Genomic DNA, 18,386 nt, shown 5'->3' with positions numbered 1-18,386 from the left:
GGTCGCAAGCAGTACCTATTTTTTCAACAAGGATCAGCCCCATGACAAGGCGATTGACCGCAGTACTGGCACTTTTCGCAACCTTGCTGCTGGGCGGCTGTGGTTACGACTACGGCACCGACCAATCGGGACAGAAAGTGGCGTCCGAGCGCCTGGATGGCAAGTGGTTCGTGCTCAATTACTGGGCCGAATGGTGCGGGCCATGCCGTACCGAGATCCCTGAGCTCAATGCCTTGGCCGAACAGCTCAAGGGGCAGAAGATCGGTGTTTTCGGGGTGAATTTCGACGGCGTGCAGGGCGAAGAACTCAAGAGCGCCAGCAACAAGTTGGGCATCGCCTTCACCGTGTTGGCCCAGGACCCGGCGGAGCGTTTCGAACTGCCGCGCAGCGAGGCGTTGCCTGTGACGTATATCGTCGACAACAAGGGCAAGGTGCGTGAGCAGTTGATGGGTGAGCAGACGGCGGCGGGGGTGATGGCCAAGTTGCAGGCGTTGCAGGCGAAGAATTGAAGAGAGGCGCCAGTCAGGGAAACCGGCGGGTGCTCTGCATGCTTTTTGTCGGAGCCAGCCCGGGCGGCGCTCCGCTGCTGGCGATGGTGTAACAGGCGATGGGTTTTGCCTGGATTAACGCGTTATCGTTAACGACCATCGCGAGCAGGCTCGCTCCCACAGGGGGGGGGCGGGTGCAGTCCACCCAAGCAGGCTCGCTTAGCCTTCTTCCAGCCACCAGCGCAACGGCTTGCCTTCGGCCGGCCAGAAGCGCATCTGCTCGATCGGCGAGACGTCCCAGCGTTGCACGGTTTCCAGTGCTTGCAGGAAGCGTTTTTCCTGCTCCATCAGCGCCGGCGCGCACAGTTTGCGGGTGCTGCCGACTTTGCCGAAGCTCAACCTGTCACCGTCCAGGGTATAGGGCGCGAACCAGTGGTTGCAGCCGCCGTTGCCGTAGGCGCGACCGTCGCCACCGAGGGTGATGGTCAGGTGGCTGTAATCGATCAACGGACGCTCGCCAATCCATTCCAGGATATAGCTGCGGTCCTGTTGCAGCTTCACCGGCTCGGCGGCGCAGCCCAGCAGGGCTGCGCCCGCGACCCCGGCCAGAACCAGGTGTTTCATCACGCGGACTCCTGGCACTTTGGGCAAATGTGCTTGTCGCCGACGGTGCTCCAGCCCAGTTCGGCAATGCGCGCGGTGGCAGCCGGCTTTTCAGCCTTGTTGCCCAGCTTGGCATCCACCGCGAACTCGAAACTCAACTCCTTGGCGCAGCTGTCGCAATTGACTTGCCAGGTGTGAATCGCCAGTTCGCCGAACACCGGACCGGTAGCTACCGCAACCCACTGGCCCATGGGCTTGAGCAGGTGACGAACGTTGTCGACGGTCAGGCGCATGGACAAGTCCTTGCTGCCCTTGAGGGTCACCAGCAGCACGTCGTTGGCGCGAATCGAGCCACCGTTGCCGGTGACTTGATAGCGTCCCGGCGTCAGTGCGCGGCATTCGGTCAGGGTGTGTTGCGGGTTCATCAGGTTGTAGCGGAAATCGTGTTCGACCATGGGTCCTCCAAATATGGCCGATATGCTAGCACGCGAAGCACTGGCCCATGGCCCACGGAAACGACCTTCGATCCGGCAAAATCAGCCTTCGACCTGATTTTGCGGGGTGCCCGCGGCCCAGTCGGCAATGTTCTGCAACGTAGTCGCGGCAATCGCCGCCAGGGCCTCGCGGGTCAGAAACGCCTGGTGGGCGGTGACAATCACGTTGGGGAAGGTCAACAGCCGGGCGAGCACGTCGTCCTGCAGCGGCAGGTCGGAGCGATCCTCGAAAAACAGCTGCGCTTCCTCTTCATAGACATCCAGCCCCAGGTAACCCAATTGCCCGGATTTCAATGCCTCGATCAGCGCCGGTGTGTCTACCAACGCGCCACGCCCGGTGTTGATCAGCATGGCGCCGGGTTGCAGGCCGGCCAGCGACTGGCTGTTGATCAGGTGCTTGCTGTCGGCGGTCAGCGGACAGTGCAGGCTGATGATTTGCGATTGCGCCAGCAGTTCCGGCAATGGCAGGTAGCGGCCGCCGAGGGCCTCGACTTCCGGGTTGGGGTAGGGGTCATAGGCCAGCAACTGGCAGCCGAAGCCGGCCATGATTTTCGCGAAGGTGGCGCCGATCTGCCCGGTGCCGACCACGCCCACCGTCTTGCCGTACAGGTCGAAACCGGTCAGGCCGTGCAGGGTGAAGTCGCCCTCGCGGGTGCGGTTGTAGGCGCGATGCAGGCGGCGGTTGAGCGCCAGGATCAGGGCCACGGCGTGTTCGGCCACGGCGTGCGGCGAGTAGGCCGGGACGCGGACGATGCTCAGGCCCAGGCGATGCGCCGCAGCCAGGTCGACATGGTTGTAGCCGGCCGAACGCAGGGCAATCAGGCGTGTGCCGCCGGCCGCCAATTGCTCCAGGACCGGGGCGCTGAGGTCGTCATTGATGAAGGGGCAGACCACTTCGTAACGCTCGGCCAGGGCCACGGTGTCGAGGCTCAGGCGTGCGGCCTGGAAGTGCAGTTCGTTGGCACCAGGTTGCGCGGCAGCGAGAAAGCTTTCGCGGTCGTAGGTCTGACTGCTGAAAAGTAGGGTGCGCATGGTCTCATCCTGATTCTGATTGCACTGAGTCTACAGGCCGTTGCACCGGCCGCCATTGCCGTGGATCAGGCACTGATGCGGGCTTGCTGCGCCAGGCGGTTGATCGCCCGCTCGAGGTCTTCCAGCGCCGAGTGGGCCTTGGGGTCCTGTTGCTTGAGCAGGGTTTCGCTGCGTTGGCAGGCGGCACGCAACTGCGGCACGCCACAGTAACGGGTCGCCCCGTGCAGGCGGTGGACGCGCTCGATCAGCGCATTGTGGTCATGGCTGTCGCGGGCGGCGCGAATGGCCTCGCGATCGGCCTCCAGCGAAGCCAGGAGCATGGCCAGCATGTCGGCGGCCAGATCAGCCTTGCCGGCGGCCAGGCGCAGGCCCTCATCCGGGTCGAGCACCAGCAACTCGTTGGCATGGGCAGGGCTATCAACGGGTTCCGGCGCTTGATTGCGCAGGGCCAGGCCGGTCCACTTCAACACTACCTGGGCCAGTTGCCGTTCGCTGATGGGCTTGGTCAGGTAGTCGTCCATGCCGCTTTGCAGCAAGGCGCGTTTTTCATTGGCCATGGCGTGGGCGGTGAGGGCGACGATTGGCAGTGGCGTACTCTGTCGCGAGTTCTCCCACTGCCGAATGGCCTCGGTGGTCTGGCGTCCATCCATGCCCGGCATCTGCACGTCCATCAGCACCAGGTCGAAGGTCTCGGTCTGCACCGCCTTGATCGCGGCATAGCCACTTTCCACCGCCAGCACCCTGGCGCCCATGTCCTCGAGCAGGGTCTGCACCAGCAGCAGGTTGGCCGGGTTGTCATCCACGCACAGCACCTTCGGCGCACGGCTGGAAAGGGGTTCGTTGGGTTCGTTGCGCACTGGCCGCGGGCTGACCAGGTCCGACAGCGCCCGGCGCAATTTGCGGGTGCAGGCCGGCTTGGCCTGCAACTGGCTGTGGGGATTGGGCACCGACAGGTGATACAGGGTCTGCTCGGTGGTCGGGCACAGCACCAGCACTTTGCAGCCCAGGTGTTCGAGGTCCCAGATGTGCTGGTTGAGGCGCTCCGGTGGCATGTCGTTGGCAGTCACGCCGAGCACTGCCAGGTCGATGGCCTGCTCGGTCTGGTGTGCGCCCGTGACCCCGTTGGTCAGGCTTTCCAGGGTGTTGAACGGGGTCACCTGCAAGCCACAGTCTTCCAGTTGATGCTGCAGCGCCTGGCGCGCCAACTCATGGTTTTCCAACACCGCGACGCGCCGGCCCAACAGCGGCGCGAGCGGCAGGTCCTCGGCATCGTCGCGGGTTTTCGGCAGGCTCAGGCTGATCCAGAACTCCGAGCCTTCGCCCGGGGTACTGTCGACCCCGATCTCGCCACCCATCTGCTCGATCAGGCGCTTGGAAATCACCAAGCCCAGGCCGGTGCCGCCGGGTTGGCGCGACAGCGAGTTGTCGGCCTGGCTGAACGCCTGGAACAGCGCGCGCACATCCTGGTTGGACAGGCCGATGCCGGTGTCCTGAATACTGATGCGCAGTTGCACGCTGTCTTCATGCTCGTCTTCAAGCATGGCGCGAGCAACGATCGTACCTTCGCGGGTGAACTTGATTGCGTTGCTCACCAGGTTGGTGAGGATCTGTTTCAGGCGCAGCGGATCGCCGATCAGCGACAGCGGCGTGTCGCGATACACCAGGCTCACCAGCTCCAGCTGCTTGGCGTGGGCGGCGGGGGCGAGGATGGTCAGGGTGTCCTGCAGCAGGTCGCGCAGGTTGAACGGAATGCTGTCGAGCACCAGCTTGCCGGCCTCGATCTTCGAGAAGTCGAGAATCTCGTTGATGATTCCCAGCAGGCTGTCGGCGGACTTCTCGATGGTGCCCAGGTAGTCGAGCTGGCGCGGGGTCAGCTCACTTTTCTGCAGCAGGTGGGTGAACCCGAGGATGCCATTGAGCGGTGTGCGGATTTCATGGCTCATGTTGGCGAGGAATTCGGACTTGATCCTGCTCGCTTCCAGGGCTTCCTTGCGCGCCAGGTCCAGCTCGATGTTCTGGATTTCAATGGTTTCCAGATTCTGGCGCACGTCTTCGGTGGCCTGGTCGATGCTGTGCTGCAATTCTTCCTGGGCGTTTTGCAGGGTGCTGGCCATGCGATTGATGCCGGAAGCCAGTTCATCCAGTTCCTGGCTGCCCAGCGGTGGCAGGCGGGTTTCCAGATGGCCGTCCTTGAGCTGGGCCACGGCCTGCTTGATGCTGTTGAGCGGGTTGTTGATGGTGCGGCCCATCCGCAGGGCAAGCAGGGCGGTGCAGATCAGGCCGCCGCCAATCAGCATCAGGCTGGCGAACAGGCTGCGGTAGCCGCGCAGCAGCATGCCGCTGTGGGACAGTTCGAGTTCGACCCAGCCGAGCAGGCGGTCGTCTTCCCCCGGGATCACTTCACCCGCCAGGTTGCGATGCTTGCCGAATACCGGCAGCAGGTAGCGGGTGGCGTCGTTGCCGCTGCGTCGCAACAGGTGCGAGCTGTCACCCGTGGGGGCCTGGTTGAGCATCAGCGGCCCGGCATGGGCCAGCAGGCTGCGGTCCGGGGCGAGGAACGACACCGCGCGCACATCCGGCTGCTCCAGCGATTGCGTGGCAATGCGCTCGAGTTGCTCGGCATTGCGGTGGGCCATGGGCGGGGCCACCAGCGGCGCCAGTTGTTCGGCGATCATTTCGCCACGGGTGAGCAGTTGGGTTTGCAGGTCAGTCTGCTGCATCCACGTGAAGTATCCACCGAGGACCAGCGCCATCAGGCTGGTTGGCAGCAAGGTCAGCAGCAGGACACGACCCTTGATCCCGAGTTTCTTCAGCACGCCGCTCTCCAGTCAACACCCTGTTCATCGATGCTCGATGCGCACATCCGGCGCGCAGCACCCGGCCAGTGTAGCGATTTGCGGGTGTGCAATCTTCGTTTATTACCCGCAGTCGGTTCTTCCTTCCATCGCTTGACCAGGCCGCGACCAAAGTCACGGGTTGCTCATGGCCAGACAATCTTGAATAATCAGTGATTGAGAATTACTTGCAGAAGCTAATGACTCCCGTATCTGTTGGCCTTCCCCGCATTCTGACCATCGAAGACGACCTGGTGCTCGGCGCTTATGTGCATGAGCATCTGGGGCGCAGTGGCTTTCAGGTGACCTGGTGCCAGAACGGCCGGGAAGGGCTGGAAATGGCGCGCGCCCAGGCGTTTGACGTGGTGCTGATGGATATCCTGCTGCCGGGCATGGACGGCCTGGCGGTGCTGACGGATTTGCGCGCCAGCGACTCCACGCCTGTGTTGCTGATGTCGGCGCTGGGGGCCGAGGCCGACCGCATCAGCGGCTTTCGCCTGGGCGCCGACGATTACTTGCCCAAACCCTTCAGCATGGCCGAACTGCGCGTGCGCATAGAAGCCATCTTGCGCCGGGTGGCCCTCGACCGGCGTCACGTTGCTCCGGTCCCGAGCAGCGAAGCCCACAGCCTGCGCTTCGATGAAGAACTGTGTGACGTGCATTATGGCCAGGGCTGGGCCGGCCTGACCCGCAGCGAGTATCGCCTGCTCGACACCCTCAATCGCAACGGCGACGAAGTCCTCAGCAAGGCCTTCCTGTATCAGCACGTCCTGCAGCGCGGCTACGCGCCCCATGACCGCAGCCTGGACATGCACATCAGCCAGATCCGCCGCAAGCTCAAGGCCATCGGCTACAGCGAGCGCGAAGTGCGCACGGTGTGGGGCAAAGGCTATGTATTGAGCGCCGCCGATGAAGTGGTCTGACGTACCGGGCCGCCACTCGCTGTTCTGGAAGCTGGCGTTGCTCCTGGTTGCCTTCTGCCTGCTGATGATCTGGTTGAGCTGGTCCTGGGGCCGCTACATGGAGAAGCAGGACCAGTTTCTTTCGGCGCAGGCGCGCGCCACCTTGTCGGGCTACGCCGCCGAAGCCGAGCAAGCCTGGCTGAACGGCCGGTCCGAAGCCGTCGACCGTTGGTTGCAGGGGCTGCGCAAACGGGAAAAAGGCTGGGCCGACGTTGTCGGCGCGGACCTGCAATCCCTCGGCACCCAGCCCTTGAGCGATCAACAGGTCGAGCGCCTGACCTTCCTGCGCAACCTCGACTGGCCCATTCACAACAAACGCCTGCCCGGGTTGCGCCTGCCGTTTCCCGGCAATCCCGCCGCCGGCAGCCTGGTGATGGAACTGCCCCAGCGTTTCATGCCGGGGCGCAATCAGCTGTTCTGGCGAGTGATCACCAATGGCGTGATCCCCGGCTTTATCACCCTGTTGTTGTGCGTCGGGTTGTACCGCCTGCTGGTGGTCCCGCTCAACAGCCTGCGCGAACAGGCCAACGCCTGGCGTGCCGATCAACTGGGCGTGCGCCTGTCGAGCCAGACCATCAATCGCCAGGACGAATTGGGTGAACTGGGGCGGGCGTTCGATCACATGTCCGAGCGCCTGCAAAGCACCGTGGCCCTGCAGCAACAATTGCTGCGCGACCTGTCCCACGAACTGCGCACGCCGTTGAGCCGACTGCGGGTGGCCAGCGAGAGCGAGCAGGACCTGGGCCAATTACGCGAGCGCATCGGCCGCGAGGTCGACGGCATGCAGCGCCTGGTTGAGGACACCCTGCAACTGGCGTGGCTCGACACCGAGCGCACGCCGCTGCCGGACGAGGCGATCCAGATCCAGGCGCTGTGGGAAATGCTCTGCGAAAATGCCTGCTACGAAAGCGCCTGGCCCAGCGCCCAGTTGCAGTGTTCGGTGGATGCCAGCTGTTGGGTACGCGGCAACCTCAATACCCTGGCCCAGGCCCTGGAAAACATCCTGCGCAATGCCATCCGCCATTCACCGGCAGGCGGCCGTGTCAGTCTCGGCGGACGCCGCGATGGCGATTTCTGGCAGCTGTGGCTGGAGGATCAGGGCGGCGGCGTGGCCGAAGCCGATCTGGAACGAATCTTCCTGCCCTTCACTCGCCTCGACGGCTCGCGCCCGGGCAATGGCGGCTTCGGCCTGGGACTGAGCATCGCCAGGAATGCGGTGCAGCGCCAGGGCGGATTCATCTGGGCGCAGAACACCGGGCGTGGTTTGCGCTTGAATATTCGTCTGCTGGCCCATGATGGTGCAGCCTGATCGCGGCTGCTTTCTGTCTTATAGCGTTCAGCCATAAGCACCACACTTTGCGTGATATGGCCGGCGCACGTTTGCCGGTATGATGGGCGCCCCCGCAGTCCGGATTGCGAATACGCCATGACTCTGCAGTACCCAACCATCGCCGATTGCGTCGGCAACACCCCGCTGGTCCGTCTTCAGCGCCTGCCTGGCGTGACCAGCAACACCCTGCTGCTCAAGCTCGAGGGTAATAACCCGGCGGGTTCGGTCAAGGACCGTCCGGCGCTGTCGATGATTACCCGTGCCGAACTGCGTGGGCAGATTCATCCCGGCGATACCCTGATCGAGGCGACTTCCGGCAACACCGGGATTGCCCTGGCCATGGCCGCGGCGATCAAGGGCTACAAGATGATCCTAATCATGCCCGACAACTCCAGTGCCGAGCGCAAGGCAGCGATGACCGCCTACGGTGCCGAGTTGATCCTGGTCAGCCAGGAAGAAGGCATGGAAGGCGCCCGCGACCTCGCCCAGCGCATGGAGGCCGAAGGCCGTGGCAAGGTGCTGGACCAGTTCGCCAACGGTGACAACCCCGAGGCGCACTACACCACCACCGGCCCGGAAATCTGGCGCCAGACCCAGGGCAGCATCACCCATTTCGTCAGTTCCATGGGCACCACCGGGACCATCATGGGCGTTTCGCGCTACCTCAAGGAACAGAGCCAGGACGTGCAAATCGTCGGCCTGCAACCCATGGAAGGCGCGGCGATCCCGGGCATCCGCCGTTGGCCCGAGGAATACCTGCCGAAGATCTATCAAGCCGATCGGGTCGACCGCATCGTCGACATGGCCCAGGCCGAAGCCGAGGACGTGACCCGACGCCTGGCGCGCGAAGAAGGCATCTTCTGTGGTGTGTCGTCCGGTGGTGCAGTCGCGGCCATGCTGCGCTTGTCTCAAGAGCTGGAAAACGCGGTGATCGTCGCGATCATCTGTGACCGTGGCGACCGTTACCTGTCGACCGGCATTTTCGACGCGCCCAACTGATGGCCAAGCAACCGAGAGGCCTGCGCTTCCAACCCACGGGTGGCAGCAAGGCCCCGCAAGTCCCGACCGGCAAAAAGCAGCGCTTGAGCATCGAGCGCCTGGCCAATGACGGTCGCGGTATCGCGTTTTTCGAAGGGCGCACCTGGTTCGTCATGGGCGCCCTGGCCGGTGAAGAAGTCGAGGCGCGCGTTCTTGGCGCCCACGGCAAGGTGGTGGAGGCGCGTGCCGAGCGGGTATTCGTCGCCAATGACCTGCGTCGTCCGGCACCTTGCGCCCACGCTGGGCGCTGTGGCGGTTGCAGCGTGCAGCACTTGCCCCACAGCGAACAACTTGCCCTGAAACAGCGCATGCTCGCCGAGCAGTTGTCGCGGGTCGCCGGGGTTGAGCCCGAATCCTGGGCTGAGCCATTGAGCGGGCCGGAGTTCGCCTACCGGCGCCGTGCCCGGGTGGCCGTGCGCTGGGATCAGAAGAGCAAGAAGCTCGAAGTCGGCTTCCGTGCCGCGGGCAGCCAGGACATCGTCGGCATCGACGAGTGCCCGGTGCTGGTACAGCCCTTGCAACCGATCATGAGCCGTTTGCCGCAGATGCTGCGACGCTTGGGCAAGCCGCAGGCGCTGGGGCATGTCGAATTGTTTGCCGGGTCGTCATTGGCCTTGTTGCTGCGGCACATGGCGCCGTTGTCCGAGGCCGATCTCGCCATCCTCAAGGAGTTCTGCGCCTTCCATGAAGCCCAGCTGTGGCTGCAGGGCGAGGGTGAGCCGCAACCGGTGGACAGCGAACAGCACCTGGGCTATCGCCTGGAGCGCTGGAACCTGGAGCTGGCGTACCGGCCGGGCGACTTTGTGCAGGTCAATGCCGGGGTCAACGAAGCGATGGTGGCCCAGGCGTTGGACTGGCTGCAGCCCGGCAGCGAAGAGCGGGTGCTGGATCTGTTCTGTGGCCTGGGTAACTTTGCCTTGCCGCTGGCCCAGCAGGTGCGCGAAGTGGTGGCGGTAGAAGGCGTGCAGACCATGGTCGAGCGCGCGGCGGCCAACGCCGCTAGCAATAATCTGCATAACGCGAAGTTTTTTCAGGCCGATTTATCCCAGCCTCTGGCGGGTGCCAAATGGGCCGAAGAAGACTTTTCTGCGGTACTCTTGGACCCACCGCGTGACGGTGCCTTCGAGGTGGTGCGCACCCTCGCGTCGCTCGGCGCCAAGCGCCTGGTGTATGTGTCGTGCAACCCGGCTACGCTGGCGCGTGACACGCTCGAATTGGTCAAGCAAGGCTACCGGTTAAAACGTGCCGGGATCCTCGATATGTTTCCTCAGACGGCACATGTCGAGGCCATGGCGTTATTTGAAGCGAGCTAGGATGCTCGTCTGGTCCGACTGGACCGCCCGTGCAGGATTCGCCGCGAGCGTGCACGGGCAACCAAGGTCAGCGATTTGACGCATTGAAGCTGCGTCGTAGGGAAGGTAAGCAAGATGGTACAGGTGAGAGCACACCAGCCGATCAACACCGACGGCAGTATCAACCTCGAGGCTTGGCTCGATCATGCGGTCAGTGTCGATCCGGCACTGGATCGCGAAGCCTTGAAGCAAGCCTGCGAGTTCGCTCGCGAGGCCGAACAGCAAGATAACGCCGCGAAGAACCTGTGGGCCGAAGGCACCTCGAGTTTTCGCACCGGTCTTGAGATCGCCGAGATTCTCGCCGACCTCAAGCTCGATCAGGACTCGCTGGTGGCGGCGATTCTTTACCGTGGCGTGCGCGAAGGTCAGATCCAGTTGCCGGCGGTCAGCCAGCGCTTTGGCGCGGTGGTCGGCAAGCTGATCGATGGCGTGCAACGCATGGCGGCCATCAGCGCCAGCCTGAGCCCGCGTCAATCGATGGTCATGGGTACCCAGGGCCAGGTGGAAAACCTGCGCAAGATGCTGGTGGCCATGGTCGATGACGTGCGCGTCGCGCTGATCAAACTGGCGGAGCGCACCTGCGCGATCCGTGCGGTGAAAACCGCCGACGATGAAAAGCGCAATCGGGTCGCCCGCGAAGTCTTCGACATCTATGCCCCACTGGCACACCGCCTGGGCATCGGTCATATCAAGTGGGAACTGGAGGACTTGTCCTTCCGTTACCTGGAGCCCGACCAGTACAAACAGATCGCCAAACTGCTGCACGAGCGGCGGCTGGACCGCGAGCGCTTCATCAGCGACGTGATGAACCAGTTGCAGAGCGAGTTGCAGGCCACCGGCGTCGATGCCGACATCAGCGGCCGGGCCAAGCACATCTATTCGATCTGGCGCAAAATGCAGCGCAAAGGCCTGGCCTTCAGCCAGATCTACGACGTGCGTGCGGTGCGCGTGCTGGTGCCGGAAATGCGCGATTGCTACACCGCGCTGGGCATTGTCCACACCCTGTGGCGGCACATTCCCAAGGAGTTCGACGACTACATCGCCAACCCCAAGGAAAACGGCTATCGCTCGTTGCACACGGCGGTGATCGGCCCCGAGGGCAAGGTGCTGGAAGTGCAGATCCGCACCCACGCCATGCACGAAGAAGCCGAGTTGGGCGTGTGCGCGCACTGGCGCTACAAGGGCACCGACGTCAAGTCGGGCTCCAACCATTACGAAGAGAAAATCTCCTGGTTGCGCCAGGTGCTGGAATGGCACGAAGAGCTGGGGGATATCGGCGGCCTGGCCGAGCAGTTGCGGGTCGATATCGAGCCGGATCGGGTCTACATCTTCACCCCCGACGGGCATGCCATCGACCTGCCCAAGGGCGCGACTCCGCTGGACTTCGCCTACCGCGTGCACACTGAAATCGGTCACAACTGCCGTGGCGCGAAGATCAACGGGCGCATCGTGCCGCTCAACTACAGCCTGCAGACCGGTGAACAGGTCGAGATCATCACCAGCAAGCACGGTACGCCGAGCCGCGACTGGCTGAACCCGAACCTGGGCTACATCACCACCTCGCGGGCGCGGGCGAAGATTGTCCATTGGTTCAAGTTGCAGGCCCGGGACCAGAACGTCGCGGCGGGCAAGACCCTGCTCGAACGCGAACTCAATCGCCTCGGCCTGCCGCAGGTGGATTTCGAAAAGCTGGCCGACAAGGCCAACATGAAAACCGCCGAGGACATGTTCGCTGCCCTGGGTGCGGGCGATTTGCGTCTGGCGCAGTTGGTCAACCTCGCGCAGCAACTGGTTGAGCCGGAACGCGGCAACGAACAGCTGGAACTGATTCCGCGCAAGGCCGCCGGCTACAAGCCAGGCAAGCGTGGCGACATCCAGATCCAGGGCGTGGGCAACCTGATGACCCAGATGGCCGGCTGCTGCCAGCCGTTGCCGGGCGATGCGATCGTCGGCTACATCACCCAGGGCCGCGGCGTGAGCATTCACCGCCAGGACTGCGCTTCGGTGCTGCAACTGGGCGGGCGCGAGCCAGAGCGGATCATCCAGGTCAGCTGGGGACCGGTGCCGGTGCTCACCTATCCGGTGGACATCATCATCCGTGCCTACGACCGTTCCGGCTTGCTGCGTGACGTGTCCCAGGTGTTGCTCAACGAGCGGATCAACGTGCTGGCGGTCAACACCCGCTCGAACAAGGAGGACAACACCGCGTTGATGTCCCTGACCATCGAGATCCCGGGCCTGGATGCGTTGGGGCGGTTGCTGGGGCGTATTTCCCAGTTGCCGAACATCATTGAAACCCGGCGCAATCGTACGCCTTGACCCCACCCTGTAGGAGCTGGCTTGCCAGCGAAGCGTTCGCCATGCCGGTACAAGGCTTGAGATATTCGCCGGCAAGCCGGCTCCTACAGATGGTTGTTTGACGAGAATCGCGGATGTACACACTCCAAGACCTGCTGCACCTGATGAACCGCCTGCGCGATCCGCAGTACGGTTGTCCATGGGACATCAAGCAAACCTACGCCAGCATCGTCCCCCACACCCTTGAAGAAGCCTACGAGGTGGCCGACGCTATCGAGCGCGGTGACTTCGATCATCTGCAGGGCGAATTGGGCGATCTGCTGTTCCAGGTGGTGTATTACAGCCAGCTGGCGCGGGAAGAAGGGCGCTTCGAATTCGCTGGGGTGGTCGACAGCATCACCCGCAAACTGATCCGCCGGCATCCTCATGTATTCCCCACCGGCGACCTGTATGCGCCGCTGGATGTTCCGCGACTGAACGAGGAGCAGGTCAAGCAGCGCTGGGAAGAGATCAAGGCCGAAGAGCGTGCGGAACAGTCCGCGGCGCCCGAGCAGTTGTCGTTGCTCGACGATGTGCCAGCAGCCCTGCCGGCGCTGTCGCGTTCGGCCAAACTGCAGAAGCGTGCCGGTCAGGTCGGCTTCGACTGGCCGGAGGCGTTGCCGGTGCTCGACAAGGTCCGCGAAGAGCTGGATGAAGTGCTCGAAGCCATGGCCGATGATGACCCGGTGGCCATCCGTGACGAGATTGGCGACCTGCTGTTTTCCGTGGTCAACCTGGCCCGTCACCTCAAGGTCGATCCGGAAACCGCATTGCGCGAAGCCAACGGAAAATTCGAGCGACGGTTCCGATTTATCGAACAGGCATTGCGCGACACCGGCCGTCCCATGGAAGATTGCACCCTCGAAGAGTTGGACGCCCTGTGGGGTGAAGCCAAACGTCAGGAAAAGAATTTGCCCAACTGCGGTTGAGCAGTTGCCTAAGTGAGTAAGCACATGAGCATTTCCCTTCGCGACCAGTTGCTCAAAGCAGGGCTGGTCAACCAGAAGCAGGCCAAGCAGGTCGGCAAAGAGAAGCAGAAACAGCAGCGCCTGGCCCACAAGGGGCAGATCGAACTGGATGACACCCAGCAGCGCCAGGCGCAGGAAGCCATGGCCGAGAAGGTCAAGCGCGACCAGGAGCTCAACCGTCAGCAGCAGGAGAAGGCCGAGCAGAAAGCCCGTGCCGCGCAGATCAAGCAATTGATCGAAGTCTCGCGCCTGCCGAAGCTGACCACCGAGGACTACTACAACTTCGTCGACGACAAGAAGGTCAAGCGCCTGTCGGTGAACACCCTGATGCGCAACAAGCTCAGCAACGGTTCCCTGGCCATCGTGCATCACGCTGGCGGCTACGAAGTCATTCCGCGCGAAGCGGCCCTGAAAATCCAGGAGCGCGACCCCAAGCGTATCGTGCAGATGAACGAGAAGGTCGAAGAGGTCAGTGCCGAGGACGATCCGTACGCGGCGTATCAGATTCCTGATGACCTGATGTGGTAAGCCGTCAGGCGCTGTAAACACGAACCCCGCCAATCGGCGGGGTTCGTTGTTTTCAATGCTGTGCTCAGGCGGAGCGGGTCGCTCGCTGTTGTTCCTGGGCTTCGAGTTCGATCCTGTAGCGGTGAGCGTCACTTTCAGAGTGGAACATGCCCACCAGCAGGTCCTGCTGATGCACATCCCAGATGTGAATGCCGGCGGCTACGGCTTCATGGGACATATGTGAATCATCGCGTTCAGTTACTTTTACAGTCATCGGCTGGCTCCAATCTCAATTGATCTGCAGCAAGGCGTGTGCAGGCCTTTGTTATATGTTTTGATAGCTTGCTAAGTAAATCCGCAGAATCGGTAACGGTCTGTTGCAGAAATTGAGAGAATCCTGCAGCCCAGGCAGGCCGCGACATTCAGTCGCAGGGCCAAAGGTTTCATGACATATGTTTCATGGTTTCAGGGGCGTTGCAGGCAAATTCGAGGCGAAAAAAAAGCCCCGCATTCGCGAGGCTTTTCGGGTATTGCCCAGGCTTATTGGCCTTTGACCGCCTTGCCGTCGACCTTACCGTCCTGGAGCATGATGTTGTACTCCTTGCCGTCGGTTTCCACCTGACGCAAGGCCACAAGTACATAACCCCAATCCTTGGCGAACCACATTTCGGTGATGCGTTTGCTGCCACTCTCGGCTGGTGGGCGTACGCGCTCGACCTTGATCGCATCGATGGTGCCAACCTTGGTGCTGACCTTTTCGGCGCCCAGCACGCGGAAGTCGTAGGTGTCGGTGTCTTCACCTTCGACCACCTGGTAGCTCATGCTTTTCTTGCCGGCCGCCACGTCACGCTGCAAGGCCAACTGGTAGGTGGACTTGTCGAGCATGCCGGTGTTGAGTGGAACCTTGACCGGATCGCCCCGATCGGTGCCGGTGACCATCTTGGTCGCCCAGTCGAAGTCCAGGTCGACCTTCTTGGCTTTGCCCAGGCCGCCGCGTTCAAAGTGATACGACTGCGGCAGCAGGGTGTCCTTGTCGAGCTTGAGGGTGCTTTCTTCCGTCAGGCTGGCAATCATCATCGATGCCTTGAAATGCAGCTTCCAGGCACCGTTGGCCTCTTTGGTCAGGCTACGTTCAGCGGTGCCGCTCATGGGCAACTGCTTCCAGTCGGCGGTGTAGCTGGCGGAGAACGGTTGAAGGTCTGCGGCCTGCGCAAGCGGCAGGGCGAACAGAGCACAAGCGAAGAGCAGGGCGCGACGCATAAAATCTCCTAGTTACGAATCAAGTGACCGCTGGCCCCAAGTAGCTGGCCATCCAGTAAAGCACCTTCTTCGCCAAGGCTCAGGCGACCCTCGGCAAACCAGCGAACGGCCAACGGATAAATCTGGTGTTCGCGTACGTGGACGCGCTGCGCCAGACTTTGCGGCGAATCGTGTAACTCTACCGGTATTACTGCCTGTACGACCAGTGGGCCGCCATCGAGTTCCTCGGTAACGAAGTGCACGCTGCATCCGTGTTCAGTGTCGCCGGCCTCCAACGCTCGCTGATGAGTGTGTAACCCTTTGTATTTGGGTAGCAGCGAAGGATGGATATTGAGCAGGCGGCCCTGGTAGTGGCGGACGAAATCAGCGCTGAGAATGCGCATGAAACCGGCCAGTACCACCAGCTTGGGCTGGAAAGCGTCAATCAATTCGATCAAGGCGGCATCGAAGGCCTCGCGGCCCTCGAACGCCTTGTGATCCAGGGTGCGGGTATCGATACCTGCATCCCGGGCGCGCTGCAGGCCATAGGCATCAGCGCGGTTCGAAATCACCGCACGAATGCGGGCAGGGTTGCCCGCAGTCTGTGCGTCGATCAAGGCCTGCAAGTTACTGCCGGTGCCGGACAACAGCACCACAACATCACAGGTCTGCGACATCGGCTCTTGCATCAGTGCGCCTTGAGGTTCTTCAGTTCGACCTGGGCCGCGCCTTCGGCAGCGGTGGAGATCTGGCCGATGACCCATGGCTGCTCGCCGGCTTCGCGCAGGACGTTCAGCGCGGTTTCAACGTGCTCCTGGGCGACGCAGATGACCATGCCGACGCCGCAGTTCAGCACGCGGTGCATTTCGGTTTCGTCAACGTTGCCTTTCTCTTGCAGCCAGTCGAACACCGCTGGACGGTTCCAGCTGGCCACGTCAACCACGGCCTGGGCGCCTTTTGGCAGGACGCGCGGGATGTTGTCGAGCAGGCCGCCACCGGTGATGTGGGCCATGGCCTTGACCGCGCCGGTGTCCTTGATCAGCTTGAGCAGTGGCTTGACGTAGATGCGGGTCGGCGCCATCAGCAGGTCGGTCAGCGGCTTGCCGTCGAGCTGGATGTTTTCGATGTCGGCACCCGATACTTCGATGATCTTGCGGATCAGCGAGTAGCCGTTGGAGTGCGGGCCGGAAGACGGCAGGGCGAGCAGGGCATCGCCAGCGGCGACTTTCGAGCCGTCGATGATTTCGGCTTTTTCTACAACGCCGACGCAGAAACCAGCCAGGTCGTAGTCTTCGCCTTCGTACATGCCAGGCATTTCAGCGGTTTCGCCGCCCACCAGCGAGCAGCCGGACAGTTCGCAGCCTGCGCCAATACCGGTCACTACCTGGGCAGCGGTGTCGACATTCAACTTGCCGGTGGCGTAGTAGTCGAGGAAGAACAGCGGCTCGGCACCGCAGACCACCAGGTCGTTGACGCACATGGCAACCAGGTCGATGCCGATGCTGTCGTGCTTGTTCAGGTTCAGTGCCAGGCGCAGCTTGGTGCCGACGCCGTCAGTGCCGGAAACCAGTACAGGCTGCTTGTAGCCGGCCGGGATTTCGCAGAGGGCGCCGAAACCGCCCAGGCCGCCCATGACTTCCGGGCGCGCAGTGCGCTTGGCGACGCTCTTGATGCGTTCGACCAATGCTTCACCGGCGTCGATGTCTACACCGGCGTCCTTGTAGCTCAGGGAGGGTTGCTTGCTCATGATCCAGGCCTTTAGGGGGGATTCAGGGGTAACGACCGATCTGGCGGGAACGCTGAATGAGTCCTGGCGGGGTGGCCGCGCAAAAATCCAGAGTGCCCGGCCATTGCCGGTCTGCGAAGGCGCGCGATTTTATCAGGCTTGAGGGGCAGCGGCCATCCTCGGGCCGACGGGCAGGGACATATCGCGTAAAAAAAAGCCAAAAAACCTCGCCGCTGGTGACTGGGCGCGTCCCTGTATAAGGTAGGGCCGTTTACCGTCTATGGTTATGACGGGGTGAAAACTTCTGCCGAGCCTGTGAATGTTTTGCCGGGTGCTGTGGTCACAGCCCTGTTCAAGCGCGTTCATGCGCTCAGTTCCAGCCGCTTTCTGTCGTCGGGAATCTTCCATGCGTCTGTGTAAATTACTGTTTGCCGGTTGTTTGTCAGTCCTCAGTCTGGCCAGTCAGGCCGAAACCGTTAAAGGTCTCTACCAAGTGCGCGAGCCGGTGAGCAGCCAGGCCCCGCAAGAGCGTGACCAGGCCACCCAGCGTGCGCTCGACACCCTGATTCTGCGGCTCACGGGTGATGCCAAGGCCGTGCAAAGTCCCGGTCTGGCGGCGATTCGCAAGGATCCGCAGCAGATCATCAGCCAATACGGTTACGACGCCGGGCCGCCGGAAAGCCTGCAGGTCGACTTTGATCCGGCCAGTACCGAGCGCGCCCTGCGTCAGGCTGGCTTGCCGGTGTGGGGCGCCAGTCGACCGTCGATTCTCGGTTGGTGGCTCAATGATTCAGCCGAAGGCTCGAACCTGGTCGGCGATGCTCAGTCCAGCGCCGCGCCGCTGCGCCGTGCTGCTCAGCACCGTGGCTTGCCATTGCGCTTGCCGCTGGCTGACCTGAGCGAGCAACTGGTGGCGACCGCGCCGAATCTCGAAGGCAATGACCCGGCACCGTTGCGCGAGGCCTCGCAACGTTACGGCGCTGATGGCCTGCTGGCGGTGCATGCCCGTGAAGAAGGCGGGCAATGGCAGGCCAAGTGGCATTTGTGGCTGGGCGATCAGCGCGAGCAGGGCACCGCCCAGGGCGCCGACAGCGCGGCGCTGGCCGATGCGGTATTGCTTGCGGTGAGCGAGCGCCTGGCGCCACGTTTTGCCGCCAGACAAGGCGTTGCCAGCGAGCAGTTGCTCGAAGTGCAGGGCATGAACCTTGAGCGCTATGCCGCGCTGGGGCGTTTGCTCGAGCCTTTCAACGCGCGTTTGCAGCGGGTGGTGGGTGACCGGATTGTCTACCGGGTCAATGGCAGCAGTGAACAGCTGCGGGCCCAGTTGGGCCTGGCGCACCTGCAGGAAGTGCCAGCCGCGGCGCCCGCGCCTGTTGCGCCGGCGGCGGATGGCGCTGCACCTGTTCCGGCGGCAGCACCGCAGGCGCAGCTGAATTTCCGCTGGTAAACGTTCTTTCCTTATATAGAAGCAATGGA

17 protein-coding genes are annotated in these 18,386 nt (G+C 62.6%); 9 read left to right on the top strand and 8 right to left on the bottom strand.

The window, feature by feature from the left end; translation table 11 throughout:
• Positions 1-41: 41 nt before the first annotated feature.
• A complete protein-coding gene (locus ACZYR5_RS01460; RefSeq protein ID WP_489088220.1) occupies positions 42-509 on the top strand; it encodes a TlpA family protein disulfide reductase in 468 nt (155 codons plus the stop codon).
• 198 nt (positions 510-707) lie between these two features.
• Here the strand turns inward: ACZYR5_RS01460 and ACZYR5_RS01455 are convergent, their stop codons facing one another.
• From ACZYR5_RS01455 to ACZYR5_RS01440, 4 genes are all read right to left on the bottom strand, one after another.
• Entirely contained in the window at positions 708-1,112 is a 405-nt protein-coding gene (locus ACZYR5_RS01455) for an META domain-containing protein (RefSeq protein WP_489088221.1), read from the bottom strand.
• The gene (locus ACZYR5_RS01450; RefSeq protein ID WP_489088222.1) at positions 1,112-1,546 is read right to left on the bottom strand and encodes a hypothetical protein; all 435 of its coding nucleotides are present in this window, start codon (positions 1,544-1,546) and stop codon (positions 1,112-1,114) included. Before ACZYR5_RS01450 ends, ACZYR5_RS01455 begins: the two co-directional genes overlap by 1 nt.
• Positions 1,547-1,627: 81 nt before the next feature.
• Positions 1,628-2,617: a 2-hydroxyacid dehydrogenase gene (locus tag ACZYR5_RS01445; protein WP_489088223.1), complete on the bottom strand. Its 990-nt coding sequence runs from the start codon at positions 2,615-2,617 to the stop codon at positions 1,628-1,630.
• Positions 2,618-2,682: 65 nt separating this feature from the next.
• Positions 2,683-5,433, bottom strand: coding sequence for a response regulator (locus ACZYR5_RS01440; RefSeq protein WP_489088224.1), 2,751 nt, complete (start codon positions 5,431-5,433; stop codon positions 2,683-2,685).
• 218 nt (positions 5,434-5,651) lie between these two features.
• Here ACZYR5_RS01440 and ACZYR5_RS01435 point away from each other — a divergent pair, with 218 nt between their 5' ends.
• The 7 genes from ACZYR5_RS01435 to ACZYR5_RS01405 all read left to right on the top strand — a co-directional run bounded on the left by ACZYR5_RS01435 (position 5,652) and on the right by ACZYR5_RS01405 (position 13,966).
• On the top strand, positions 5,652-6,374 hold the full coding sequence (locus ACZYR5_RS01435) for a response regulator transcription factor (RefSeq protein WP_489088225.1): 723 nt from the start codon (positions 5,652-5,654) through the stop codon (positions 6,372-6,374).
• Positions 6,361-7,722, top strand: a complete 1,362-nt coding sequence (locus tag ACZYR5_RS01430) for a histidine kinase sensor domain-containing protein (protein ID WP_489088226.1) — start codon at positions 6,361-6,363, stop codon at positions 7,720-7,722. The genes ACZYR5_RS01435 and ACZYR5_RS01430 overlap by 14 nt, the downstream gene beginning before the upstream one ends.
• A gap of 117 nt (positions 7,723-7,839) precedes the next feature.
• Positions 7,840-8,742 carry a cysteine synthase CysM gene (cysM, locus tag ACZYR5_RS01425; protein ID WP_027619965.1) on the top strand — a complete coding sequence of 301 codons (903 nt, stop codon included), beginning with the start codon at positions 7,840-7,842 and terminating at the stop codon, positions 8,740-8,742.
• Positions 8,742-10,094: a 23S rRNA (uracil(1939)-C(5))-methyltransferase RlmD gene (gene rlmD, locus ACZYR5_RS01420; RefSeq protein ID WP_489088227.1), complete on the top strand. Its 1,353-nt coding sequence runs from the start codon at positions 8,742-8,744 to the stop codon at positions 10,092-10,094. Before cysM ends, rlmD begins: the two co-directional genes overlap by 1 nt.
• 114 nt (positions 10,095-10,208) lie before the next feature.
• Complete coding sequence (gene relA / locus ACZYR5_RS01415) at positions 10,209-12,452, top strand: GTP diphosphokinase (RefSeq protein WP_489088228.1); 2,244 nt, start codon at positions 10,209-10,211, stop codon at positions 12,450-12,452.
• Between the two features lie 113 nt (positions 12,453-12,565).
• Positions 12,566-13,399, top strand: a complete 834-nt coding sequence (gene mazG / locus ACZYR5_RS01410; RefSeq protein ID WP_489088229.1) for a nucleoside triphosphate pyrophosphohydrolase — start codon at positions 12,566-12,568, stop codon at positions 13,397-13,399.
• A gap of 24 nt (positions 13,400-13,423) precedes the next feature.
• Positions 13,424-13,966 (top strand): DUF2058 domain-containing protein, encoded by a 543-nt coding sequence (locus ACZYR5_RS01405; RefSeq protein WP_489088230.1) that lies wholly within the window; start codon positions 13,424-13,426, stop codon positions 13,964-13,966.
• A gap of 64 nt (positions 13,967-14,030) precedes the next feature.
• Here the strand turns inward: ACZYR5_RS01405 and ACZYR5_RS01400 are convergent, their stop codons facing one another.
• The 4 genes from ACZYR5_RS01400 to purM all read right to left on the bottom strand — a co-directional run bounded on the left by ACZYR5_RS01400 (position 14,031) and on the right by purM (position 16,931).
• Complete coding sequence (locus ACZYR5_RS01400) at positions 14,031-14,219, bottom strand: DUF3110 domain-containing protein (RefSeq protein ID WP_489088231.1); 189 nt, start codon at positions 14,217-14,219, stop codon at positions 14,031-14,033.
• A 266-nt stretch (positions 14,220-14,485) separates the two neighbouring features.
• Positions 14,486-15,205 carry a DUF3108 domain-containing protein gene (locus ACZYR5_RS01395; protein WP_489088232.1) on the bottom strand — a complete coding sequence of 240 codons (720 nt, stop codon included), beginning with the start codon at positions 15,203-15,205 and terminating at the stop codon, positions 14,486-14,488.
• Positions 15,206-15,213: 8 nt separating this feature from the next.
• A complete protein-coding gene (purN, locus tag ACZYR5_RS01390; protein ID WP_027619972.1) occupies positions 15,214-15,861 on the bottom strand; it encodes a phosphoribosylglycinamide formyltransferase in 648 nt (215 codons plus the stop codon).
• Positions 15,862-15,872: 11 nt separating this feature from the next.
• Positions 15,873-16,931 (bottom strand): phosphoribosylformylglycinamidine cyclo-ligase, encoded by a 1,059-nt coding sequence (gene purM, locus ACZYR5_RS01385; RefSeq protein WP_027619973.1) that lies wholly within the window; start codon positions 16,929-16,931, stop codon positions 15,873-15,875.
• A 385-nt stretch (positions 16,932-17,316) separates the two neighbouring features.
• On the opposite strand from purM, the gene ACZYR5_RS01380 reads away from it, so the two are divergent.
• The gene (locus ACZYR5_RS01380; protein ID WP_489088233.1) at positions 17,317-18,357 is read left to right on the top strand and encodes a DUF2066 domain-containing protein; all 1,041 of its coding nucleotides are present in this window, start codon (positions 17,317-17,319) and stop codon (positions 18,355-18,357) included.
• The last annotated feature ends 29 nt before the right edge of the window (positions 18,358-18,386 follow it).

It is taken from the genome of Pseudomonas sp. F007 (assembly GCF_057814275.1).
Note: the sequence above shows the minus strand (reverse complement) of the source record. Positions and strands in the feature narration are given on the sequence as shown.